At 45.9% G+C, this 18,879-nt stretch carries 16 protein-coding genes; 11 read left to right on the forward strand and 5 right to left on the reverse strand.

The genetic code is table 11. The features are described 5' to 3' along the window. Positions 1–72 precede the first annotated feature (72 nt). The 6 genes from dnaE (at position 73) to AB4583_RS07190 (ending at position 7,759) form a co-directional block, all read left to right on the forward strand. Entirely contained in the window at positions 73–3,552 is a 3,480-nt protein-coding gene (dnaE, locus tag AB4583_RS07165; RefSeq protein WP_017063372.1) for a DNA polymerase III subunit alpha, read from the forward strand. Between the two features lie 45 nt (positions 3,553–3,597). After that, complete coding sequence (gene accA, locus AB4583_RS07170; RefSeq protein ID WP_017069378.1) at positions 3,598–4,557, forward strand: acetyl-CoA carboxylase carboxyl transferase subunit alpha; 960 nt, start codon at positions 3,598–3,600, stop codon at positions 4,555–4,557. 124 nt (positions 4,558–4,681) lie between these two features. Then, positions 4,682–6,016 (forward strand): tRNA lysidine(34) synthetase TilS, encoded by a 1,335-nt coding sequence (gene tilS / locus AB4583_RS07175; RefSeq protein ID WP_372116919.1) that lies wholly within the window; start codon positions 4,682–4,684, stop codon positions 6,014–6,016. 46 nt (positions 6,017–6,062) lie between these two features. After that, positions 6,063–6,386: a cytochrome c gene (locus AB4583_RS07180; RefSeq protein ID WP_170791809.1), complete on the forward strand. Its 324-nt coding sequence runs from the start codon at positions 6,063–6,065 to the stop codon at positions 6,384–6,386. 130 nt (positions 6,387–6,516) lie between these two features. Continuing rightward, positions 6,517–6,855 carry a nitrogen regulatory protein P-II gene (glnB, locus tag AB4583_RS07185; protein ID WP_017063373.1) on the forward strand — a complete coding sequence of 113 codons (339 nt, stop codon included), beginning with the start codon at positions 6,517–6,519 and terminating at the stop codon, positions 6,853–6,855. A gap of 61 nt (positions 6,856–6,916) precedes the next feature. Then, positions 6,917–7,759 (forward strand): endonuclease/exonuclease/phosphatase family protein, encoded by an 843-nt coding sequence (locus tag AB4583_RS07190; protein WP_065583992.1) that lies wholly within the window; start codon positions 6,917–6,919, stop codon positions 7,757–7,759. 106 nt (positions 7,760–7,865) lie between these two features. Here the strand turns inward: AB4583_RS07190 and AB4583_RS07195 are convergent, their stop codons facing one another. The 3 genes from AB4583_RS07195 to gloB form a co-directional block, all read right to left on the reverse strand. Then, positions 7,866–8,552 (reverse strand): YIP1 family protein, encoded by a 687-nt coding sequence (locus tag AB4583_RS07195; protein WP_017060727.1) that lies wholly within the window; start codon positions 8,550–8,552, stop codon positions 7,866–7,868. Beyond that, a complete protein-coding gene (locus AB4583_RS07200) occupies positions 8,549–10,123 on the reverse strand; it encodes a LysM peptidoglycan-binding domain-containing protein (protein ID WP_017063374.1) in 1,575 nt (524 codons plus the stop codon). Before AB4583_RS07200 ends, AB4583_RS07195 begins: the two co-directional genes overlap by 4 nt. A gap of 70 nt (positions 10,124–10,193) precedes the next feature. Then, positions 10,194–10,952: a hydroxyacylglutathione hydrolase gene (gene gloB, locus AB4583_RS07205; protein WP_017060725.1), complete on the reverse strand. Its 759-nt coding sequence runs from the start codon at positions 10,950–10,952 to the stop codon at positions 10,194–10,196. A 53-nt stretch (positions 10,953–11,005) separates the two neighbouring features. On the opposite strand from gloB, the gene AB4583_RS07210 reads away from it, so the two are divergent. Beyond that, positions 11,006–11,788: a class I SAM-dependent methyltransferase gene (locus AB4583_RS07210; protein WP_017060724.1), complete on the forward strand. Its 783-nt coding sequence runs from the start codon at positions 11,006–11,008 to the stop codon at positions 11,786–11,788. A gap of 98 nt (positions 11,789–11,886) precedes the next feature. Here the strand turns inward: AB4583_RS07210 and rnhA are convergent, their stop codons facing one another. Continuing rightward, entirely contained in the window at positions 11,887–12,351 is a 465-nt protein-coding gene (gene rnhA / locus AB4583_RS07215; protein ID WP_017060723.1) for a ribonuclease HI, read from the reverse strand. A gap of 56 nt (positions 12,352–12,407) precedes the next feature. Here rnhA and dnaQ point away from each other — a divergent pair, with 56 nt between their 5' ends. Together dnaQ and AB4583_RS07225 are read left to right on the forward strand one after the other, a co-directional pair. Next, the gene (gene dnaQ, locus AB4583_RS07220) at positions 12,408–13,175 is read left to right on the forward strand and encodes a DNA polymerase III subunit epsilon (RefSeq protein WP_017060722.1); all 768 of its coding nucleotides are present in this window, start codon (positions 12,408–12,410) and stop codon (positions 13,173–13,175) included. Between the two features lie 9 nt (positions 13,176–13,184). After that, a complete protein-coding gene (locus AB4583_RS07225) occupies positions 13,185–14,432 on the forward strand; it encodes a TIGR03503 family protein (protein ID WP_017069371.1) in 1,248 nt (415 codons plus the stop codon). A 128-nt stretch (positions 14,433–14,560) separates the two neighbouring features. Here AB4583_RS07225 and fadE read toward each other — a convergent pair whose 3' ends face one another. Further along, on the reverse strand, positions 14,561–17,026 hold the full coding sequence (gene fadE / locus AB4583_RS07230; RefSeq protein WP_029235127.1) for an acyl-CoA dehydrogenase FadE: 2,466 nt from the start codon (positions 17,024–17,026) through the stop codon (positions 14,561–14,563). 329 nt (positions 17,027–17,355) lie between these two features. Here fadE and lpcA point away from each other — a divergent pair, with 329 nt between their 5' ends. Continuing rightward, the gene (gene lpcA, locus AB4583_RS07235; RefSeq protein WP_017063379.1) at positions 17,356–17,931 is read left to right on the forward strand and encodes a D-sedoheptulose 7-phosphate isomerase; all 576 of its coding nucleotides are present in this window, start codon (positions 17,356–17,358) and stop codon (positions 17,929–17,931) included. A gap of 67 nt (positions 17,932–17,998) precedes the next feature. Continuing rightward, positions 17,999–18,844 (forward strand): class II glutamine amidotransferase, encoded by an 846-nt coding sequence (locus tag AB4583_RS07240; RefSeq protein ID WP_017072286.1) that lies wholly within the window; start codon positions 17,999–18,001, stop codon positions 18,842–18,844. Positions 18,845–18,879: the final 35 nt, after the last annotated feature.

An 18,879-nucleotide genomic window follows, 5' to 3' on the forward strand; every position in this document is an offset into this window, starting at 1 on the left:
AACTTGTATTAGAAAAAAATAGAATACACACAGTTGTAATCCTAGGCTCAAACCTAGAACTCAGGAAAAATAATGTCAGATCCAAAATTTGTTCACCTACGCGTACACAGTGACTTTTCGATGGTGGATGGCCTATCCAAGGTGCCACCATTAGTTAAAAAAGTCGCTGAAATGGGTATGCCTGCTCTAGCATTGACCGACTTTACCAACCTGTGTGGTTTGGTGAAGTTTTACGGTACTGCCCATGGGTGTGGGGTTAAACCTATTATTGGTGCTGACTTCTTGATGCAGTCTCCGGAATTCGGTGACGAGTTGACCAAGCTCACCGTTATCGCAACGGACAATAAAGGTTATAACAACCTAACGTTACTCATCTCAAAAGCCTATCTTCGTGGTCATGTTCAGCATCAGCCTGTTATTGATAAAGAGTGGCTGATTGAGAATGCTGAAGGCCTGATCATTTTATCGGGTGCGAAGGAAGGTGAGATCGGTAAAGCGTTACTGAAAGGTAACCGTGAACTGGTTGCAAGCAATGTCAAGTTTTACAAAACATACTTCCCTGATCGTTTTTACCTTGAGCTGATTCGTACCGGACGTCCGGATGAAGAGTCTTACCTGCACTTTGCGTTGGAACTGGCTGAGCAGGAAGACTTGCCTGTTGTTGCAACCAACGAAGTAGTATTCCTAACTGAAGACCTGTTTGATGCCCATGAAATCCGCGTGGCAATTCATGATGGTTTCACTATGGTCGATCCTCGTCGTCCTAAAAATTACAGCGCGCAACAGTATCTTCGTAGCGAAGAAGAGATGTGCGAGTTGTTCTCCGATATCCCTGAAGCACTTGAGAACAGTGTTGAGATTGCTAAGCGTTGTAATGTAACGGTTCGTCTGGGCGAGTACTTCCTGCCTAACTTCCCAACGGAAGGTTTGGCGATTGAAGACTTCTTGATCAAGAAATCTGAAGAAGGCCTTGAGCGACGTCTAGCGTTCCTATTCCCAGATGAAAAAGTGCGTGCTGAGCGCAGACCGGAATACGATGAGCGACTCAAGATTGAGCTCGAAGTTGTTAACAACATGGGTTTCCCAGGTTACTTCTTGATCGTAATGGAGTTCATCCAGTGGTCAAAAGACAACGATGTGCCAGTAGGTCCTGGCCGTGGTTCTGGTGCCGGCTCTCTAGTCGCTTACGCCTTGGATATCACCGATCTCGATCCACTTGAATACGATCTACTTTTCGAACGTTTCTTGAACCCAGAACGTGTATCCATGCCCGATTTCGATATCGACTTCTGTATGGATAAGCGTGACCAAGTTATTGATCACGTGGCTGAAATGTACGGTCGTGATGCCGTTTCTCAGATCATCACCTTTGGTACCATGGCGGCAAAAGCGGTAATCCGCGATGTAGGCCGTGTATTGGGCCACCCGTTTGGTTTCGTCGATCGAATTTCAAAGCTTGTACCGCCAGACCCGGGTATGACGCTAGAGAAAGCATTCCTTGCTGAACCTGCATTGCCAGAGCTTTACGATGGCGATGAAGAAGTTCGTGAGCTGATTGATAAGTGTCGCATCCTTGAAGGTTGTACGCGAAATGCCGGTAAGCACGCAGGTGGTGTTGTTATCTCACCCACCACGATCACCGATTTTGCGCCAATCTATGCCGACGCAGAAGGTAACTTCCCAGTAACGCAGTTCGATAAGAATGACGTTGAAACGGCTGGCTTGGTTAAGTTCGACTTCTTGGGGCTGCGTACCCTGACCATCATCGACTGGGCGTTAGGCCTAGTGAATCCACGTTTGAAGAAAGAGGGGAAAGAACCGGTTCGTATCGAGTCGATTCCTCTTGATGACCAAGCGTCATTTAACCTATTACAAAATTCTGAAACCACCGCGGTATTCCAGCTGGAATCGCGTGGTATGAAAGACCTTATCAAACGTCTACAGCCCGACTGTTTTGAAGATATTATCGCATTGGTAGCCCTGTTCCGTCCGGGTCCTCTGCAATCAGGCATGGTAGATAACTTTATCGACCGTAAACACGGCCGTGAAGCGGTTTCTTACCCTGATGAAACGTGGCAACACGAATCGCTGAAAGAGACGCTAGAACCTACGTACGGCATCATCCTGTATCAAGAGCAGGTAATGCAAATCGCACAGATCCTTGCTGGCTATACGCTTGGTGGAGCGGATATGTTGCGTCGTGCGATGGGTAAGAAAAAGCCAGAAGAGATGGCAAAGCAGCGTGGTACCTTTAAAGAGGGTGCTGAAGCCAATGGTGTTGATGGCGAGCTGGCCATGAAGATCTTTGACTTGGTAGAGAAATTTGCGGGCTACGGCTTTAACAAATCTCACTCCGCAGCATATGCACTGGTTTCTTATCAAACGCTATGGCTGAAAACGCACTACCCAGCGGAATTTATGGCTGCGGTAATGACGGCAGATATGGATAACACCGAGAAGGTTATTGGCCTTGTTGATGAATGTTTCCGTATGAAGCTCAAGCTTTTACCACCAGATATCAACTCGGGTCTGTACCGCTTTAACGTGGATGAAGATGGCGCGATTGTTTATGGCATCGGTGCGATCAAAGGGGTCGGTGAAGGCCCTATTGAAGCGATTATTGAAGCGCGAAATAAAGGTGGTTACTTTAAAGACTTATTCGACTTCTGTGCACGTCTTGATCTGAAGAAGGTTAATAAACGTGTTATCGAAAAGTTGATTCTATCCGGAGCCTTAGATAGATTAGGTCCTCACCGAGCGGCGATGATGGCATCTTTGAAAGATGCGGTGAAGGCAGCGAGTCAACATCACCATGCCGAGTCTTTTGGTCAATCTGATATGTTTGGCGTGTTGACCGACGCTCCGGAAGAGGTCGAACACAAGTATACCCAAGTGCCTAAATGGCCTGAGAAGGTTTGGCTTGAAGGTGAACGTGAAACGCTTGGTTTGTATTTAACGGGTCACCCGGTTAACGCTTACATCAAAGAGTTAGCGAAATACACCAGCTGTCGTTTGAAAGATGCCACGCCAACGCGTCGTGACCAATCACTAACAATTGCCGGTTTGGTGATTGCTGCGAGAGTAATGACGACTAAGCGCGGTACGCGAATCGGTTTGATGACACTTGATGACCGATCGGGCCGAATGGAAGTGATGTTGTTCTCGGATGCGCTCGATCGCTACGCAGAATTGCTCGAAAAAGACAAAATTGTGGTCGTTTCCGGACAGGTCAGCTTTGATGATTTCAATGGCGGGCTTAAAATGTCCGCGCGCGAGGTCATGGACTTAGGAAGCGCCCGTGAGAAATATGCTCGTGGGGTGTCGATATCTATCGACCAATCCCAAATTAACGGTCAATTTTTTGAACGCTTTAGTCAAATCTTAGAACCTTATAGAGCCGGAACGGTCCCAGTCAATGTATACTACCAGCGTGCCGACGCTAGAGCGCGGTTAACATTGGGCACAGAATGGCGTGTGACGCCAAGTGATACATTACTAGACGAATTAAAACAGCTGCTTGGAAATAGCCAAGTAGAACTCGAATTTAACTAAAATTTAGCTTCGCGAATGCGGAGCTGAATCAACAAGGATTCATAGATGAGCCTGAACTTTCTAGAATTTGAAAAGCCTATCGCTGAACTTGAAGCAAAAATCGAAGCGCTACGTGACGTTTCGCGTCACGGTGGTGACACAGCGGTAGATCTAGACAAAGAAATCGAACAACTAGAGAAAAAAAGCTTAGAGCTTAAACAGAAAATCTTTAGTGACTTAGGTGCATGGCAGGTAGCTCAACTTGCTCGTCACCCTCAACGTCCTTACACCAAAGATTACCTGGAGCATGCATTCACAGAGTTTGAAGAGATGGCGGGCGATCGCGCTTACGCTGACGACAAAGCTATTGTGGGTGGTATGGCTCGTCTAAATGGCCGTCCTGTTATGGTTATTGGTCACCAGAAAGGTCGTGAGACTAAAGAGAAAGTGCTCCGTAACTTTGGTATGCCAAAGCCAGAAGGTTACCGTAAGGCGCTACGTCTAATGGAAACTGCTGAGCGTTTCAACATGCCTATTATTACTTTCATCGACACAGCGGGCGCATACCCAGGTGTTGGTGCTGAAGAGCGTGGTCAATCTGAAGCTATCGCTAAAAACCTAAAAGTGATGGCTGGCCTTTCAGTTCCTGTTATCTGTAACGTTGTGGGTGAAGGCGGTTCTGGTGGTGCACTAGCGATTGGTGTTGGTGACTACGTGAACATGCTTCAGTACTCTACGTACTCAGTAATCTCTCCAGAAGGTTGTGCTTCAATCTTATGGCGCGATTCAGATAAAGCACCACAAGCAGCTGAAGCGATGGGCCTGATTGCTCCTCGTCTTAAAGAGCTTGAGCTTATCGACGAAATCATTCCTGAGCCTCTAGGTGGCGCGCACCGCGACCCTGCACAAACCGCTCAAAACATGAAAGACATGTTAGTTAAACAGCTAGAAGAGCTAGAGCAGTTTGATAACGAAACGCTGCTTGAGCGTCGTTACCAGCGTCTAATGAGCTACGGCTACTGCTGATAACTTGCCTTAGCGATAAGGCTAGCTATACGAACAAATGATGAAAGGGTTGGACTCAGTGCCAACCCTTTTTTATTATTAAAACATTATCCCTTAAAACACGATCTCTTGGTTTATTAGCCTCATGACACACTTAATTGATACCTTCACATCTGTACTTGATCAAAGCGCGCTTAAGCCTTGTCGGTTGATCGTCGCTTTCAGTGGTGGTGTCGATTCACGAGTGTTGTTGGAGTTGGCTGCCCAATTCGCTAAGTCCCATCACATCGATTGCTGTGCGGTACATGTTCACCACGGCTTAAGCAACAATGCTGATTATTGGGCAGAGCAGTGCAAAACATGGTGTGATGCTTTGTCGGTATCCTTGTTCATTGAACGAGTCTCGCTAGATATTAGCCGTGGAGAAAGCGTTGAAAAGCTGGCTCGAGACGCGCGATACCAAGCCCTTAAAAAGCATATTAGACAAGGTGATGTGTTAGTGACAGGCCAGCACATCGATGACCAAGTCGAGACCTTCTTGTTAGCTCTTAAGCGTGGCAGTGGTCCGAAAGGGCTCTCTTCAATGGCGAAAGTGATGCCATTTTCAGGTGCTCATATCGTTCGCCCACTGCTGTCGGTGACGAGAACGGATATTGAAGGGGCGGCGCGCGATATGGCTTTAACTTGGGTAGAAGATGAGAGTAATCAAGACGTTCGCTTTGACCGTAATTTTATTCGTCATCAAGTCACTCCGACACTGACCGAGCGTTGGCCTAGTTTTCGAGAATCGGTCAGTCGTAGTGCTCAGCTATGTGCAGAGCAAGAGTTACTGTTGGATGAGTTGTTAGAATCTCACTTACAACAAGCTTTGACTGAGAAGCACAGCTTAAGTATTGAGGTATTATCTCAGTACTCTGATTTACTGCGTGCACGCTTATTAAGAATGTGGCTGAGCCGCTGTAATCAACCGATGCCGAGCCAAAAGCAGCTCAAACTTATATGGGATGAGGTGGCATGTGCTCAGGCAGACGCCAACCCTAAGCTGGTGTTGAATGAGGTTGAGGTTAGACGTTTTAATCATCAGCTCCATGTCGTAAAAGAGACCAAAGACTTGTCGAACTGGCAAAGTGATATCTCGATGGAAGAGAGCTTAGTTTTGCCTGACGGTTTAGGGGAACTACACTTAACTTCAGCGGCGAGTGATGGTGTATCTAACCACTGTGATGCGCAACATTTTAGTCTCAACACAACTAGAGGAACACTGCGAGTGATATTTAACCCTGAGGGATTGTCAGCACACCCTGTTGGGCGCGGTCATAGCAGGAAGCTTAAGAAGTTGTTTCAAGAGTACCAAGTACCCAGTTGGTTAAGACGCAGAACGCCGATATTAATGGATGGCGATCGAGTGATCGCTGTTTTAGGCTTATTCGTAGATAAAAACTACGAAGGTCAAGATTGTGAAGCGCTTTGGAGCAAGTAGAAAAAGTTTATGTCACAATTCACCGTCACTTTAATAAAAATAATTAATGGAATATGCAATGAAGAAAATTACACTAGGATTAGTTCTTGGATTTGGACTATTGAGTGGTAACGCTCTGGCGGCTGATGTTGCTGCGGGTCAAGCTAAAGCAGCAATCTGTGCGGCATGTCATGGTGCAGACGGTATCGCAGTGATCCCTGGCTATCCAAACCTTAAAGGTCAAAACGAGCAATACATCGCTTCATCAATTAAGGCCTATAAGAATGGCCAGCGCACCGGCGGTTTGGCCGCTGTAATGCAGGCTCAAGCTTCAATGCTGAGTGATGAAGACATCGCGAATCTAGCCGCTTACTACGCAAGCCTTAAGTAAAACCTTCTCAAAGCGCTGATTAAACAAGATGATAAATTTCGAGCCAGAGCTTTAAAGCTCTGGCTTTTTTCATTGAATGTTTACTATAGCTAACCGATAATGAGCCATTCGCACAGTTTAAGGGATGAACATGAAAAAGATTGAAGCCATTATCAAGCCATTCAAACTTGATGATGTACGTGAAGCACTTGCAGAAGTGGGTATTACGGGTATGACAGTATCTGAAGTTAAAGGCTTTGGACGTCAAAAAGGTCATACTGAGCTATACCGCGGCGCAGAGTACATGGTCGACTTTTTACCTAAAGTGAAACTAGAAATCGTTGTGACCGACGAAGTGGCTGACCAATGTGTTGATACCATCATTGAGACGGCTCAAACAGGTAAAATTGGTGACGGTAAGATCTTCATTACTGAAGTTGAACGTGTGGTACGTATTCGTACTGGCGAAGAAGACGAAGACGCCGTATAAAAAAACTATTACCCTAAAAGGAGCGTTTATCGCTCCTTTTTCATCTCTGGTAGGGTGCTGTATGTTTAAGAAAACCATCATTGTTATCACGTTATTGATAACGCTTGCTGTCGTTAGTTTTCATTTTATCTTCGTGATCCCGAATAAACCCAACCTGATCATTTCCTCTCAAAGTACCAGTAACGACATCTACAGTTGCTACCAAAACTCTGCACCGAAAGCGATTGATGTGTCTGATGGCTTAGACATTACGGTGTGGAATATCTACAAGCAAAACCGAAATAATTGGCAGAGTGAGTTAAATAAGCTGTCGGCAGGTAGCGATTTAGTCTTGCTGCAAGAAGCTAGTATGACAGAAGGACTTCGCCAATGGGTAATGAGCGGACAGTGGGGAAGCACACGTGTTAATGCGTTTGAGGCCTTTGAGCAAAGTGCTGGGGTACTCAACCTAGCAACCCATTTACCGATTGAAGCGTGTGCTTATACTCATGAAGAACCTTGGCTTCAACTGCCTAAATCGGCGCTTTGGTCGCGTTACCAACTAAACAATGGCGAAGAGCTGGCTGTGATTAATATCCACGCTGTGAACTTTACCTTTGGTACGGAAGATTACGAGGCTCAGCTCAAGAGCTTAACTGACAATCTGCAAAAGTATCGTGGGCCGGTTATTTTTGCTGGGGACTTTAATAGCTGGAGTGAAGCTCGCGTTGCTGTATTGAAAGATGCGTTGGAGAAGGTTGGTTTGACGGAAGTTGCCTTTGAGCCAGATAACAGAACTCAGTTCATTACAGGACTGGTGCTCGACCATGTGTTCTATCGAGGGCTAGAGGTAGAAAAAGCAAAAGCGCCCATTACGGACGCTTCTGATCATAACCCTATGCGAGTGACCTTTAAGGCTAAATAGTGATTAGCTATTAGTCATTGGAACTTAACCATTCGCACGGTGGTTACCTTGGGAAATCTAACGGAACAATAGGCTAGAGAGTCTTCGCTAGCCTTATCTCTTATACTTAAAAGATTAAAATGTAGAGCGCCCAGATTAGGTAGTAGCCAACCCATGGTAAGCCTGAAATCACAAGCGCTTGCCCGCGTTCAAACTCAGTCCACGTTAATACCGCAGCATAACCTAGCACGATGTACCATGGCAGAAGCAGTGGTAATGAGCTAGCAAACTGTGACCAATCATTAGTTAGCGGTAACTTGATCAAGCCATTTAAGCTGTTCAAGTCGGCAGCGTAGTTCATCACATGTCCATGCTTGAGTATCAGGCTTGCGTAGCTTGCTACATCACCTAAAACAGCTGGGAATATAACAACCGATGCCGCTGCAAACCATCGCCAAAAGCTGTGCTGATGTTGGCTTGGCTTGGTTGCTAGGTTAAACCAGAATGCCAATAGAACGATGGTTAATGTTCGGCCAAATACGTCGCTGATGATTTCACTTGCGAGTAAGGTATTGCTGTCAAGTAACGCCAATTGGTCAGGGTTCGTTTGAGCCAGTTGCTGCGAGAGCTCTGCACTTAACCATGCAAAATCTACATTCGAAAAATAAGCACCCCAAAACAAAAATGGGCTGAGCATTAATACGACGTAGGGTTGCCATCCCCAAGCACTTCGTTGATAAAGCGCTAAGAAACAAGCTGTTGGCGAACGGAATATATCCAACAGCATGACGAGTGGGTTACTTGACGGGTTCATACACTTACCTTAGTTACATCAACATACAGCTTCAGTTTTTGTCCTGGCTGTAGGTATTTTTTGTTCTGCAAAGTGTTCCATTTTACAACATCTGTACTTTTTACTTTGAACTTTGATGCAATACCGCTGACTGTGTCACCTGATCTTACGTTATAAAAGATCGTACGGATGATGGCGCCGTCTGAGCCGTTCTTCCAAATGACCAGTTCTTGACCAACTCTAAGCGTGTCGCGTGGTCCCATGCCATTCCACTTAGCCAGTGATTGATGAGAGACCTTATTTGCGCGTGCAATCGTCCATAGGCTGTCACCACTTCTTACAGTATGGCTGAGCTTATATTGACCACGACTCTTCGACTGTGTGCTTGCTAGGCGGTTTGAGGCGCTTAGGGCGTATGTCTTGTCGTCTTTGGTGGATGTTGGGATAAGTAAGTGCTGGCCAATACGAATATTGTTGTTGCTCAAACCGTTTGCAGAGCGGATCACTTTGCTGGTGGTGTTATATTTGCTTGCCAGTACGCTAATGCTGTCACCAGATTGAACCTTGTAACGCACCAACTTCATGCCTTTGCCTTTATTGGCAGCGACTTCTTTGTTGAATTTCTCAACTGAATCTAAAGGAAGTAATAGTTGTTGGTGTTTCTCTGGTGCCGTTGCCCATTGGTTGTAAGCCGGGTTGTAACCTTGAAGTTCTTTGACAGGAATGCCTGCGTAGTTCGCAGCAATGGCTAAATCAAGCTGTTCTTCAGGGTTAACCAGAGTCAGCACTGGCTTATTCGGGATCGCCGGAATATCGATGCCATACTTTTCTTGGTTGGCAATGACATCTGCTAGCGCAAGCAGTTTAGGTACATAGCTGCTGGTCTCTTTTGGTAAGTCCAAAGAGAAAAAGTCGATTGGCTTGCCAAGCTTCTTGTTCTTGCGGATTGCGCTGTTTACTCGACCACCACCACTGTTATAGGCAGCAATCGCATGATTCCAGTCGCCATCGAAACGTCGGTTAAGATCTGAGAGGAAGTCCAATGCGGCGTCGGTAGAGGCGGCAACATCGCGGCGGCCGTCATACCAAAAGTTCTGTTCAAGCCCGTAGTCTTTGCCAGTGCCTGAAATGAATTGCCATAGACCTGCAGCGCTGCCATGAGAGTAGGCAAACGCATCGAAAGAGCTTTCTACAACGGGTAGTAGTGCCAATTCTAGTGGTAAGCCTTTTTCTTCAATCTTAGTCGTGATCAGATACAAGAAAGGTTCAGCACGCTTTGATACTGTTTTTAGATGACTCGGGTGCTTGAGATACCAAGTTCGGTAGTAGTCGACCTTCTTTTGGTCTGGCACTTCCATTTCAAGTTGCATCGCAATGCGTTTCCAAACATCTTCTTGTGTTTGTGGAGTAACGACAGGTGCTTCAACTTTTTGATCTTCTTTGGCTGTTGCTTCTGATGAAACGTTCGCTTGAGAAACTTCTTTAGTAGGAGATGTGTTGGTTTGCTCGGAAGCTTGGTCTGGATTCTCTGACTGAGTTAATTGGCAACCAGAAAGTAGTAATACCAAAGCCCAGCTGTACTTAACTCGCATGTTACAGCCTTTTTAATTAACGGCCGATGATAATACTTGCCACCCCCTATGAGTGACAAGTCTGTATTTGTTAAAATTCGTTCTTCCACGCACGTAAAGCGGTGAATACCGATAAAGGATCGGTCTGCTCGGTGCGATTAGACACTGATTTCACTACACTTGGCTCGGTATAGCGCAGGAAGGGGTTCACAAACTTCTCTTGTCTCAAATTTGTGGGGATGGTCGACTTATTTTGAGCGCGAAGTCGGTTCACTTGGTCGCGATATTGCTGCAAATGTTGGTTATCAGGCTCTACGGCTAATGCGAAAGCGATATTGGCTGCAGTGTACTCATGTGCACAATAAACTTCGGTTTCTTGAGGCAGAGCCGTGATCTTATTCAGTGCATCGAACATCTGTTGTGGTGTGCCTTCCATGATTCGGCCACAGCCCGCAGAGAACAACACATCACCACAAAACAGTTTGGCATCGCCCACATAACCAATATGACCCGCAGTATGGCCACTGAGCCCTAGGACGAGGAATACTTCGCCAAACAGTTCTAATTGATCACCATCATCGACCGGATGAGTTAAGGTAGGGATAGGTTCATTCCTTGGACCGACAACATCCACGCCGGGAAATTGTCTAACGAGTTCTGGAACACCACCAATGTGATCGTGGTGGTGGTGTGTAATCAAGATTGCATCTAAAGTTAGCTCATGGTGTGCCAAGTACTCTAATACTGGAGCCGCATCACCAGGGTCGACGACAGCACAACGGCGATCGCTATTTTGAATCAGCCAGATGTAATTGTCGTTAAATGCAGGTATGCTTTTGATATGTAACATTATTGGTTCTCCAGTCACTATTAGTGCGACAGAATAAGTGAGACAGATTATTGATGAAGCCAGCACGTAGCAGAAAGAAGTTTGAACGTCCTTACACTTGGGCGCAATTGCACAATGGGGACTGGTTGAGAGAATCTATTCAAACTCGACTCGATGAGTGGTGCCCAAAGCTATTTGGTTACCATATGCTCAAGCTCGGTGGCCTCAGTAGTGAGATTTCTAGCTGCACATGCAACATTCAACATCAAGTAAACCTAGATATCCAGAACCCATTACATAATGTGATAGCGGATGGCTATAATTTACCCTTTTTGGAGAAAAGCTTTGATGTTGTAGTACTGAGTCATCAGCTAGATTATAGCAATGACCCGCATCGCTTATTGAGAGAAGTCGATCGAGTGATGATGGACGATGGCTATATCATTATCACGGGCTTCAACCCAATCAGTGTCACTGGGCTTGCCAGTTTGATGCCTTGGCGAAAGAACAGCTTGCCTTGGAGTGGGCGTATGTACACGCCAAGTCGAATTAAAGACTGGTTAGGTGTACTTAACTATGAAGTAATTCATTGTGACACCTACGCGCTGTTTCCGATGAGTAAGTATCAAGCGATGTGGACGTGGTTGGAGAACAGCTTAGGTGGTTGTGCATCCTTCGCCGGAAGCCAATACTTTATTGTTGCTCGTAAGCGTACTTACCCGCTAAAACCCATCAAACCACATTGGCACCTCAAGCGACGTTTCTCGCCTGTTGGGGCAAGTTTTAGAACCAATACGCGCCGTACAATGGATTCAGCCAAAGCGTCATATCCGCTAAAAACAGAAAAAGCCGATTAGTTGTCGGCTTTTCATCTATCAATTCGATTGAGAAATTGTCAATTAGTTTAAGAAATTATAAATCGCTTTCTGAAATGTGCGTCTAATTAAAAAGACGATTAGCTTGGTTGATAGCCCGTATCTTCTAGAGTCGGATTCTCCGCTGCATTTCGCGCTAAATCATCACACATTTCGTTTTCTCTGTGTCCCGCGTGTCCTTTTACCCAGCGCCAATCAACGCTATGGCGAGCGGTTTCTTTATCGAGCCTTTGCCACAGATCGGCATTTTTAACCGGTTTCTTGTCGGCTGTTTTCCAGTCACGCTTTTTCCAGTTATGAATCCACTGTGTGATGCCTTGACGCACGTATTGGCTATCTGTGGTCAGAATCACAGAGCAAGGTTCTTTGAGGGCTTGGAGAGCAACGACAGCGGCGAGCATTTCCATACGGTTATTGGTTGTTAGCGTGAAACCTTCTGCTAGCGTCTTCTCGACTTTTTTGTAGCGAAGTACGATGCCATAGCCGCCGGGACCAGGGTTGCCTAAACAAGAACCATCAGTGAAAATTTCAACTTGTTTCGTCATGATTTGATACTATTACCTCAAGCACATTATCGGCATAGTCTGACACAGTTATCCTTATGAATACCAGTAGCACTCCAGAACAAAGCACGAACGAAAAAAACAGTTCGAACGAAAATAAGCGCATTGTTGTACTCGATACCGAAACCACCGGTATGAATACAGAAGGTGGCCCTCACTATATGGGTCACCGCATCGTTGAAATTGGTGCAGTAGAGATCATCAACCGTAGGCTGACCGGGCGTCATTTCCACGTCTACATCAAGCCCGATCGTGCGATTCAAGAAGAGGCGATTGGCGTTCACGGTATTACCGATGAATTCTTGATTGATAAGCCTGAATACCAAGACATTCATAAAGAGTTTCTCGACTTTATCAAAGGTGCGGAGCTGGTGGCTCATAACGCGCCCTTCGATACGGGCTTCATGGACTATGAGTTTGAGAAGCTCAACCCAGCGATAGGTAAAACGGATGACTACTGTAAAGTTACCGATACCTTGGCAATGGCGAAGAAGATATTCCCAGGTAAAAGAAACAACCTAGATATCTTATGTGACCGTTACGGTATCGATAACTCGCACCGCACTCTCCACGGCGCATTGCTCGATGCGGAGATCCTAGCCGACGTCTACTTATTGATGACGGGTGGTCAAACTTCGCTGCAATTTAACGCTGGTCAACAGGAAGGTGAAGCCGAAAGCATACGAAGAGTAGAAAGTGGTCGAAAATCCCTAAAGGTTTTACGAGCTACGGCCGATGAAGTAGAAGCGCATCAAAGTCGTTTAGATCTCGTCGAGAAAAGCGGAAGCTGCCTCTGGCGTCAGTAGGGAGAAAGTATGTTAAGGGTATTGGCTACCGGTTGCTTATTGCTGTTAAGTTTTGGCTTACATGCAGCAACAGAATCCGTTATGAGTTTATTGGACAACCGTTTTAGAGTTGATCCCAGTATTGAACAAGTCACCTTTGTGATTTATCGAGCCGATAACTCTAAACCTGTCGTTTTGGTTCGCCCTGATGGCAAGAAATACTACTCTTGGCGCAATGCTGATAATGTCCGTTGGTACGAAGAATCGTCCATGGACATTATCTCTATCGACAATCCGATGCCCGGCCCTTGGCAAGCGATAGGTAAAGTTTCCCCTAAGAACAATATCAAGCTGCTGTCTCATCTTGTTTTGGATGCTAATGAGTTCCCAGATAAGTTGTATCAAACAGAGCGCATCAAATTTACCGCTCGACTGACTTCTGATGGCAAGCCGCTGGTGCTGCGCGATTTTCTCGATCGCGTGAAGCTTAAGGTTACCTTTACTAAGTTTGTTGAAAACGAAGAGTCTTTGGTGAGAGAAGCGCGCCCGGTGCCGGTTGTGATGGGCGAGTTTGCCGATGATGGCGCTGATCTTGATGAAAAGGCTGGAGATGGTGTGTTCACTGTCTCTTTGCCAATTGATATCGAGCCCGGTAAATACCGAGCGCGTATTACCTCTGGTAATGGCGTGTTCCTGCGAGCGCAAGAGCAAGAAGTCTTGGTTTACCCAACACCGATCACTAGCACCTTCATTCAATCACGAAAAGAGGGTTTACCTCATACTATTGTGGTGTCTGGTGAACAGGGGATGATCGCACCGAGCTCGTTAGCGGTTCATGTTGAGCACAAGGCTCCTGATGAATATGTGATGTACAAGCAGGGGCAAGCTGAAGTCGACGCAATGAAAGTCGCTTTAGAGGTGCCTTATAATGGCGATTTAGGAATTTATAATTGGTCAGGGATGGTTTATGCCACTGATGCTTCAAGTCAGCGCCCGCTGATTTTTCCAATTACCGAGCAGTCGTACAGCGTTGTTGAAGATATCGACTTAGCAGAGTCACGACGTCTTCAAGAAGAAGCTCTTGCTGAACAGAAGCGTATCGCAACAGAGTTGATGATCCTTCAAAAACGTGAAGATGACAGACAGCGCAGTATGATCATTATTGCGGTGGGTAATGTGGTCGCTATTCTATTGGGCTTATTGATTTGGTTTGTGGTTCGTAAGGTCAAGGCGAAGAAAAAAGCGTTACCTGAGATGCAGCTCAAGGCGCCCAAGTAACTCGCTTAGATGATTAGATTGTCTAGAGAGAATAAGCTGCTAGATAAAGCATTGGAATTTGTGGCAACGAAATCATGAACAAAAAAACGGGACTCATAGTAGTCCCGTTTTTGTTTCTTTTTCTGGCCTTAAGCGACGTTATCAATCGATTGGTCTGGGTACTGAGATTTTGCTGCAAGCTCCTCTGGTGAGAAGTCATCCACGTTAATCGTGTACAGTCTATGTTCCTCAGCGCTAATCAGAAGATTTGCTTCGTCTTGCGTTAAGATACCTTTCTCAAGTCCCAACTGAGCAACAAGATCAAGTCGTAAGAAGGCACGTTTTTGATGTGTCTCTTTGCAGACTTTGTCGAACAGAGGTTCAGCTTGAAGAATCACTTCTAGCGCTTTTTCAATCTTACCTACTGGGTTGTATTCCGTCGCTTCTAGGTATTGGCCGCGACCTATACGAGAGCGTGTTTCGCTTGGTGTTTGTAGAATGTGCGCAACTTTGCTATCGAGCTTGTCGTTTGGAGCACGACGGATACGACCAAATGGCATTAGCACAACACGAAGCAGACGACCAATCACAGGGTTAGGGAAGTTCGCTAAGAATTCATCAATCGCCACTTCAGTCTGACGTAAGCTATCTTGCATCCCCCAATGTACTAACGGTAGATCTTCAGCGTGGCTGCCTTCACTTTCAAAGCGCTTCAACGTTGCTGAACCGAGGTAAAGTTGACTTAAGATATCACCCAGTCTTGCTGATAAACGTTCTCTACGCTTCAGTGATCCGCCTAGAACTGCCATTGAAATATCAGACAGTAGCGCTAGGTTTGCACTGTAGCGGTTTAGCTGTTGGTAGTAACGCTGTGTCTGTTTATCTGTTTTATTTGAAGGTGTTGGCGCATCAGAACCACGACCATCGGTTAAACCAAACCACAAGCTGCGGACTAGGTTGCTCATCGTAAAGCTAACGTGCCCTGCTAACGCTGAATCAAACTTATCAAGCGCATCGCTGCTTTCAGAATAAGCCGCTTCCATTTCGTTCAGTACGTAAGGGTGACAGCGAATCGCACCTTGACCATAGATGATCATTGAACGAGTCAGGATGTTTGCGCCTTCAACCGTAATCGCGATAGGCGAGCCTTGGTAGCCACGAGCTAGGAAGTTCGATGGGCCTAAACAAATGCCTTTACCACCGACGATATCCATCGCATCAATGATGCTGCGCTGGCCACGGTGAGTACAGTGGTACTTAACGATTGCAGAGATAACCGAAGGCTTTTCACCAAGGTCGATGCCCGCAACGGTTAGGTTACTTGCAGCGTCCATTACATAAGCGTTACCTGCAAGGCGTGCAAGTGGCTCTTCAACCCCTTCCATGCGGCCAATAGGCTGTTTGAACTGACGGCGGATACGAGCGTAAGCGCCAGTTGCAAGCGCGGCAGACTTGATGCCACCAGTTGAGTTTGAAGGCAGTGTGATACCACGACCAACCGACAGGCACTCAACCAGCATACGCCAGCCTTGACCGGCCATTTTCTGACCGCCAATGATGAAATCGATAGGCACGAAGATATCGTCGCCTTGCGTCGGGCCATTTTGGAAAGGTACGTTTAGTGGGAAGTGGCGGTTGCCAATCTCTACGCCTTTTAAATCCGTTGGGATAAGCGCACAAGTGATACCAAGATCTTTTTGATCACCAAGCAGGCCATCCGGGTCACGAAGTTTAAAAGCTAAGCCTAATACCGTCGCGACAGGCGCGAGAGTGATGTAACGCTTGTTCCAAGTTAGGCGCATGCCGAGTACTTCTTCGCCTTGCCAGTCGCCTTTACAAACCACACCGTAATCTGGAATAGAGCCAGCATCAGAGCCTGCCTCTGGGCTAGTTAGTGCGAAACAAGGGATCTCTTTACCTTCCGCTAGGCGAGGCAGGTAGTGGTTTCTTTGTTCTTCTGTACCGTAGTGTTGTAAAAGCTCACCAGGGCCTAATGAGTTAGGTACGCCAACCGTCGATGACAATACACTAGAAACGCCTGTTAGCTTCTGTAGAACCAAAGATTGAGCGTAAGCTGAGAACTCTAAGCCGCCGTATTTTTTCTTGATGATCATGGCGAAGAATTTATGGTCTTTCAGGTATTGCCATACTTCTGGTGGCAAATCAGCAAGCTCATGAGTGACTTGGTAATCATTGACCATTTCACACACGATATTTACTGGACCATCTAAAAACGCTTGCTCAGCTTCAGAGAGTTTCGGGTCAGCAATGTTCTGAAGTTTCTTCCATTCAGGTTTGCCTTTGAACAGCTCTGCTTCCCACCATACTGTTCCGGCTTCTAGTGCTTCTTTTTCTGTCTGAGACATCGCCGGTAGAACTTTCTTAAATAAAGAGAGTGCTTTTTGGCTGATCAGTGTCTGACGAATGGTCGGTACAGCAAAGATCGCAACGGCTAATAGATAGCAAAGCCAGCCGGTAACAGCCACGCCGCCAAGCAGTGTTAATGCTACCATTGCGCCGGTTAATACAACTAATGCACGTACCAGACTAACTCTATGGTAAAGACAGACGCCTAAGATGGCGGTCATGCCGAGTAGGGAGAGCAATATGTTCATGATCGATTTCCTTTTCAGAGATCACTTATTGTTATTAAGTTTTAGGTAAGAGGTCTAACCAGTCAAGTGTAAACAAAATATTAAATATTTGTAAAACTCCAAGGTGAGTAAAAAGTGATCTCAATAGAGTTAAAGTTCTAATTGTGAGAGGTTGGTGGCGAATATTTGGACGGATTTACAACGACAAGTTAATTAAGGTGGCAATCTTTGGGCTTAAGTGTCGACACTATTTCATGTTTGTGGGTAAACTCAGCTATAAAGAGGGGAAAACCCTCAGTTCTCATTTCACGCACTTTAAGCTGCGTCAAAAAAAATAAGAGATAAGTCTTATGTACCAAGACCTAATCAAAAGTGAATTAAACGAAGCTGCTGACGTTCTGAATAAGTTCCTGAGTGATGACCATAACATCGCTCAAATTGAAGCGGCGGCAAAACTGATTGCTGACTCATTCAAACAAGAAGGCAAAGTGCTTTCTTGTGGCAACGGTGGTTCACACTGTGATGCAATGCACTTCGCGGAAGAGCTTACAGGCCGATACCGTGAAAACCGTCCAGGTTACGCTGGCATTGCGATTTCAGATCCAAGCCACCTGTCTTGCGTGAGTAATGATTTTGGCTACGACCACGTATTTTCTCGTTATGTAGAAGCGGTAGGTCGTAAAGGTGATGTGTTGTTCGGTCTGTCGACTTCAGGTAACTCTGCCAATATTCTAAAAGCGATTGAAGCTGCTCAAGCTAAAGGCATGAAGACGATTGCATTGACGGGTAAAGATGGCGGCAAAATGGCGGGTTGTGCTGATATCGAAATCCGAGTACCACACTTTGGTTACGCAGATCGTATCCAAGAGATTCACATTAAGATCATTCATATTGTGATTCAGCTTGTTGAAAAAGAGATGGAATAATAGTTTTACAGACATTTGGAACCCATGTTTGTGGCTCCATTGGTTTTAATAGGGAGTAGATTAAACCATGTGTGAATTGCTCGGTATGAGCGCGAATGTGCCAACTGATATTTGTTTTAGCTTTACTGGTCTTATGCAGCGTGGAGGCAATACTGGCCCGCATCGTGATGGCTGGGGTATTACCTTCTATGAGGGAAAGGGTTTTCGTACATTTAAAGATCCTAACCCTAGCTGTGAATCAAAGATTGCTGAGTTGGTTCAAAACTACCCAATTAAAAGCCAAGCCGTTGTCAGTCATATCCGTCAAGCGAACCGTGGTGGTGTTAATCTAGAGAATACACACCCTTTTACTCGTGAGCTTTGGGGGCGATACTGGACCTTTGCTCACAATGGTCAATTAACGGATTATGACGATCTGACCAGTGGTCGTTTCAGACCGGTTGGCGAGACAGACAGTGAACTCTCTTTCTGTTGGCTACTCAAACAACTTGAAGAGCGTTTCCCTGAGCCACCTCAAGATATGGAAGGTATGTTCCGCTTTGTGGCTGAGTGTTGTGACCAGCTGCGAGAGAAAGGCGTATTTAACATGTTACTCAGTGATGGTGAGTATGTCATGACCTACTGCACCAACCATTTGTACTGGATAACAAGGCGCGCACCTTTTGGTAAAGCGAGCCTGATTGATGAAGATGTTGAGATTAACTTCCAGGAAGAAACTACGCCTAATGATGTGGTTACAGTGGTGGCAACTCAGCCTCTAACAGACAATGAAGAGTGGTTTAGAATGAAGCCGGGCGAATACGCGCTGTTTCATTTTGGTGAGCTGATTGGCAACAATCATAAAGCACTGGAAGATGTCGCTTATGCGCCGAAGAAGGTAGCAAGCCAAGCGCCAACTGAACCATTGAGCTGAGCTAAGTGTCCCGAATAGTATTATTTGAACCCTAT

It is taken from the genome of Vibrio sp. 10N.222.49.C12 (assembly GCF_041475025.1).
Taxonomy (GTDB): Bacteria; Pseudomonadota; Gammaproteobacteria; order Enterobacterales; family Vibrionaceae; genus Vibrio; species Vibrio crassostreae_C.

What these genes read in the sequence shown, in the direction of transcription:
- tilS (WP_372116919.1), top strand. Translation starts at nt 4,682, where the DNA reads ATGACACACTTAATTGATACCTTCACATCTGTACTTGATCAAAGCGCG.
- AB4583_RS07210 (WP_017060724.1), top strand. Translation starts at nt 11,006, where the DNA reads ATGAAGCCAGCACGTAGCAGAAAGAAGTTTGAACGTCCTTACACTTGG.
- accA (WP_017069378.1), top strand. Translation starts at nt 3,598, where the DNA reads ATGAGCCTGAACTTTCTAGAATTTGAAAAGCCTATCGCTGAACTTGAA.
- dnaE (WP_017063372.1), top strand. Translation starts at nt 73, where the DNA reads ATGTCAGATCCAAAATTTGTTCACCTACGCGTACACAGTGACTTTTCG.
- AB4583_RS07240 (WP_017072286.1), top strand. Translation starts at nt 17,999, where the DNA reads ATGTGTGAATTGCTCGGTATGAGCGCGAATGTGCCAACTGATATTTGT.
- glnB (WP_017063373.1), top strand. Translation starts at nt 6,517, where the DNA reads ATGAAAAAGATTGAAGCCATTATCAAGCCATTCAAACTTGATGATGTA.
- AB4583_RS07180 (WP_170791809.1), top strand. Translation starts at nt 6,063, where the DNA reads ATGGAATATGCAATGAAGAAAATTACACTAGGATTAGTTCTTGGATTT.
- gloB (WP_017060725.1), bottom strand. Translation starts at nt 10,952, where the DNA reads ATGTTACATATCAAAAGCATACCTGCATTTAACGACAATTACATCTGG.
- AB4583_RS07195 (WP_017060727.1), bottom strand. Translation starts at nt 8,552, where the DNA reads ATGAACCCGTCAAGTAACCCACTCGTCATGCTGTTGGATATATTCCGT.
- AB4583_RS07190 (WP_065583992.1), top strand. Translation starts at nt 6,917, where the DNA reads ATGTTTAAGAAAACCATCATTGTTATCACGTTATTGATAACGCTTGCT.
- rnhA (WP_017060723.1), bottom strand. Translation starts at nt 12,351, where the DNA reads ATGACGAAACAAGTTGAAATTTTCACTGATGGTTCTTGTTTAGGCAAC.
- dnaQ (WP_017060722.1), top strand. Translation starts at nt 12,408, where the DNA reads ATGAATACCAGTAGCACTCCAGAACAAAGCACGAACGAAAAAAACAGT.
- AB4583_RS07225 (WP_017069371.1), top strand. Translation starts at nt 13,185, where the DNA reads ATGTTAAGGGTATTGGCTACCGGTTGCTTATTGCTGTTAAGTTTTGGC.
- lpcA (WP_017063379.1), top strand. Translation starts at nt 17,356, where the DNA reads ATGTACCAAGACCTAATCAAAAGTGAATTAAACGAAGCTGCTGACGTT.
- fadE (WP_029235127.1), bottom strand. Translation starts at nt 17,026, where the DNA reads ATGAACATATTGCTCTCCCTACTCGGCATGACCGCCATCTTAGGCGTC.
- AB4583_RS07200 (WP_017063374.1), bottom strand. Translation starts at nt 10,123, where the DNA reads ATGCGAGTTAAGTACAGCTGGGCTTTGGTATTACTACTTTCTGGTTGC.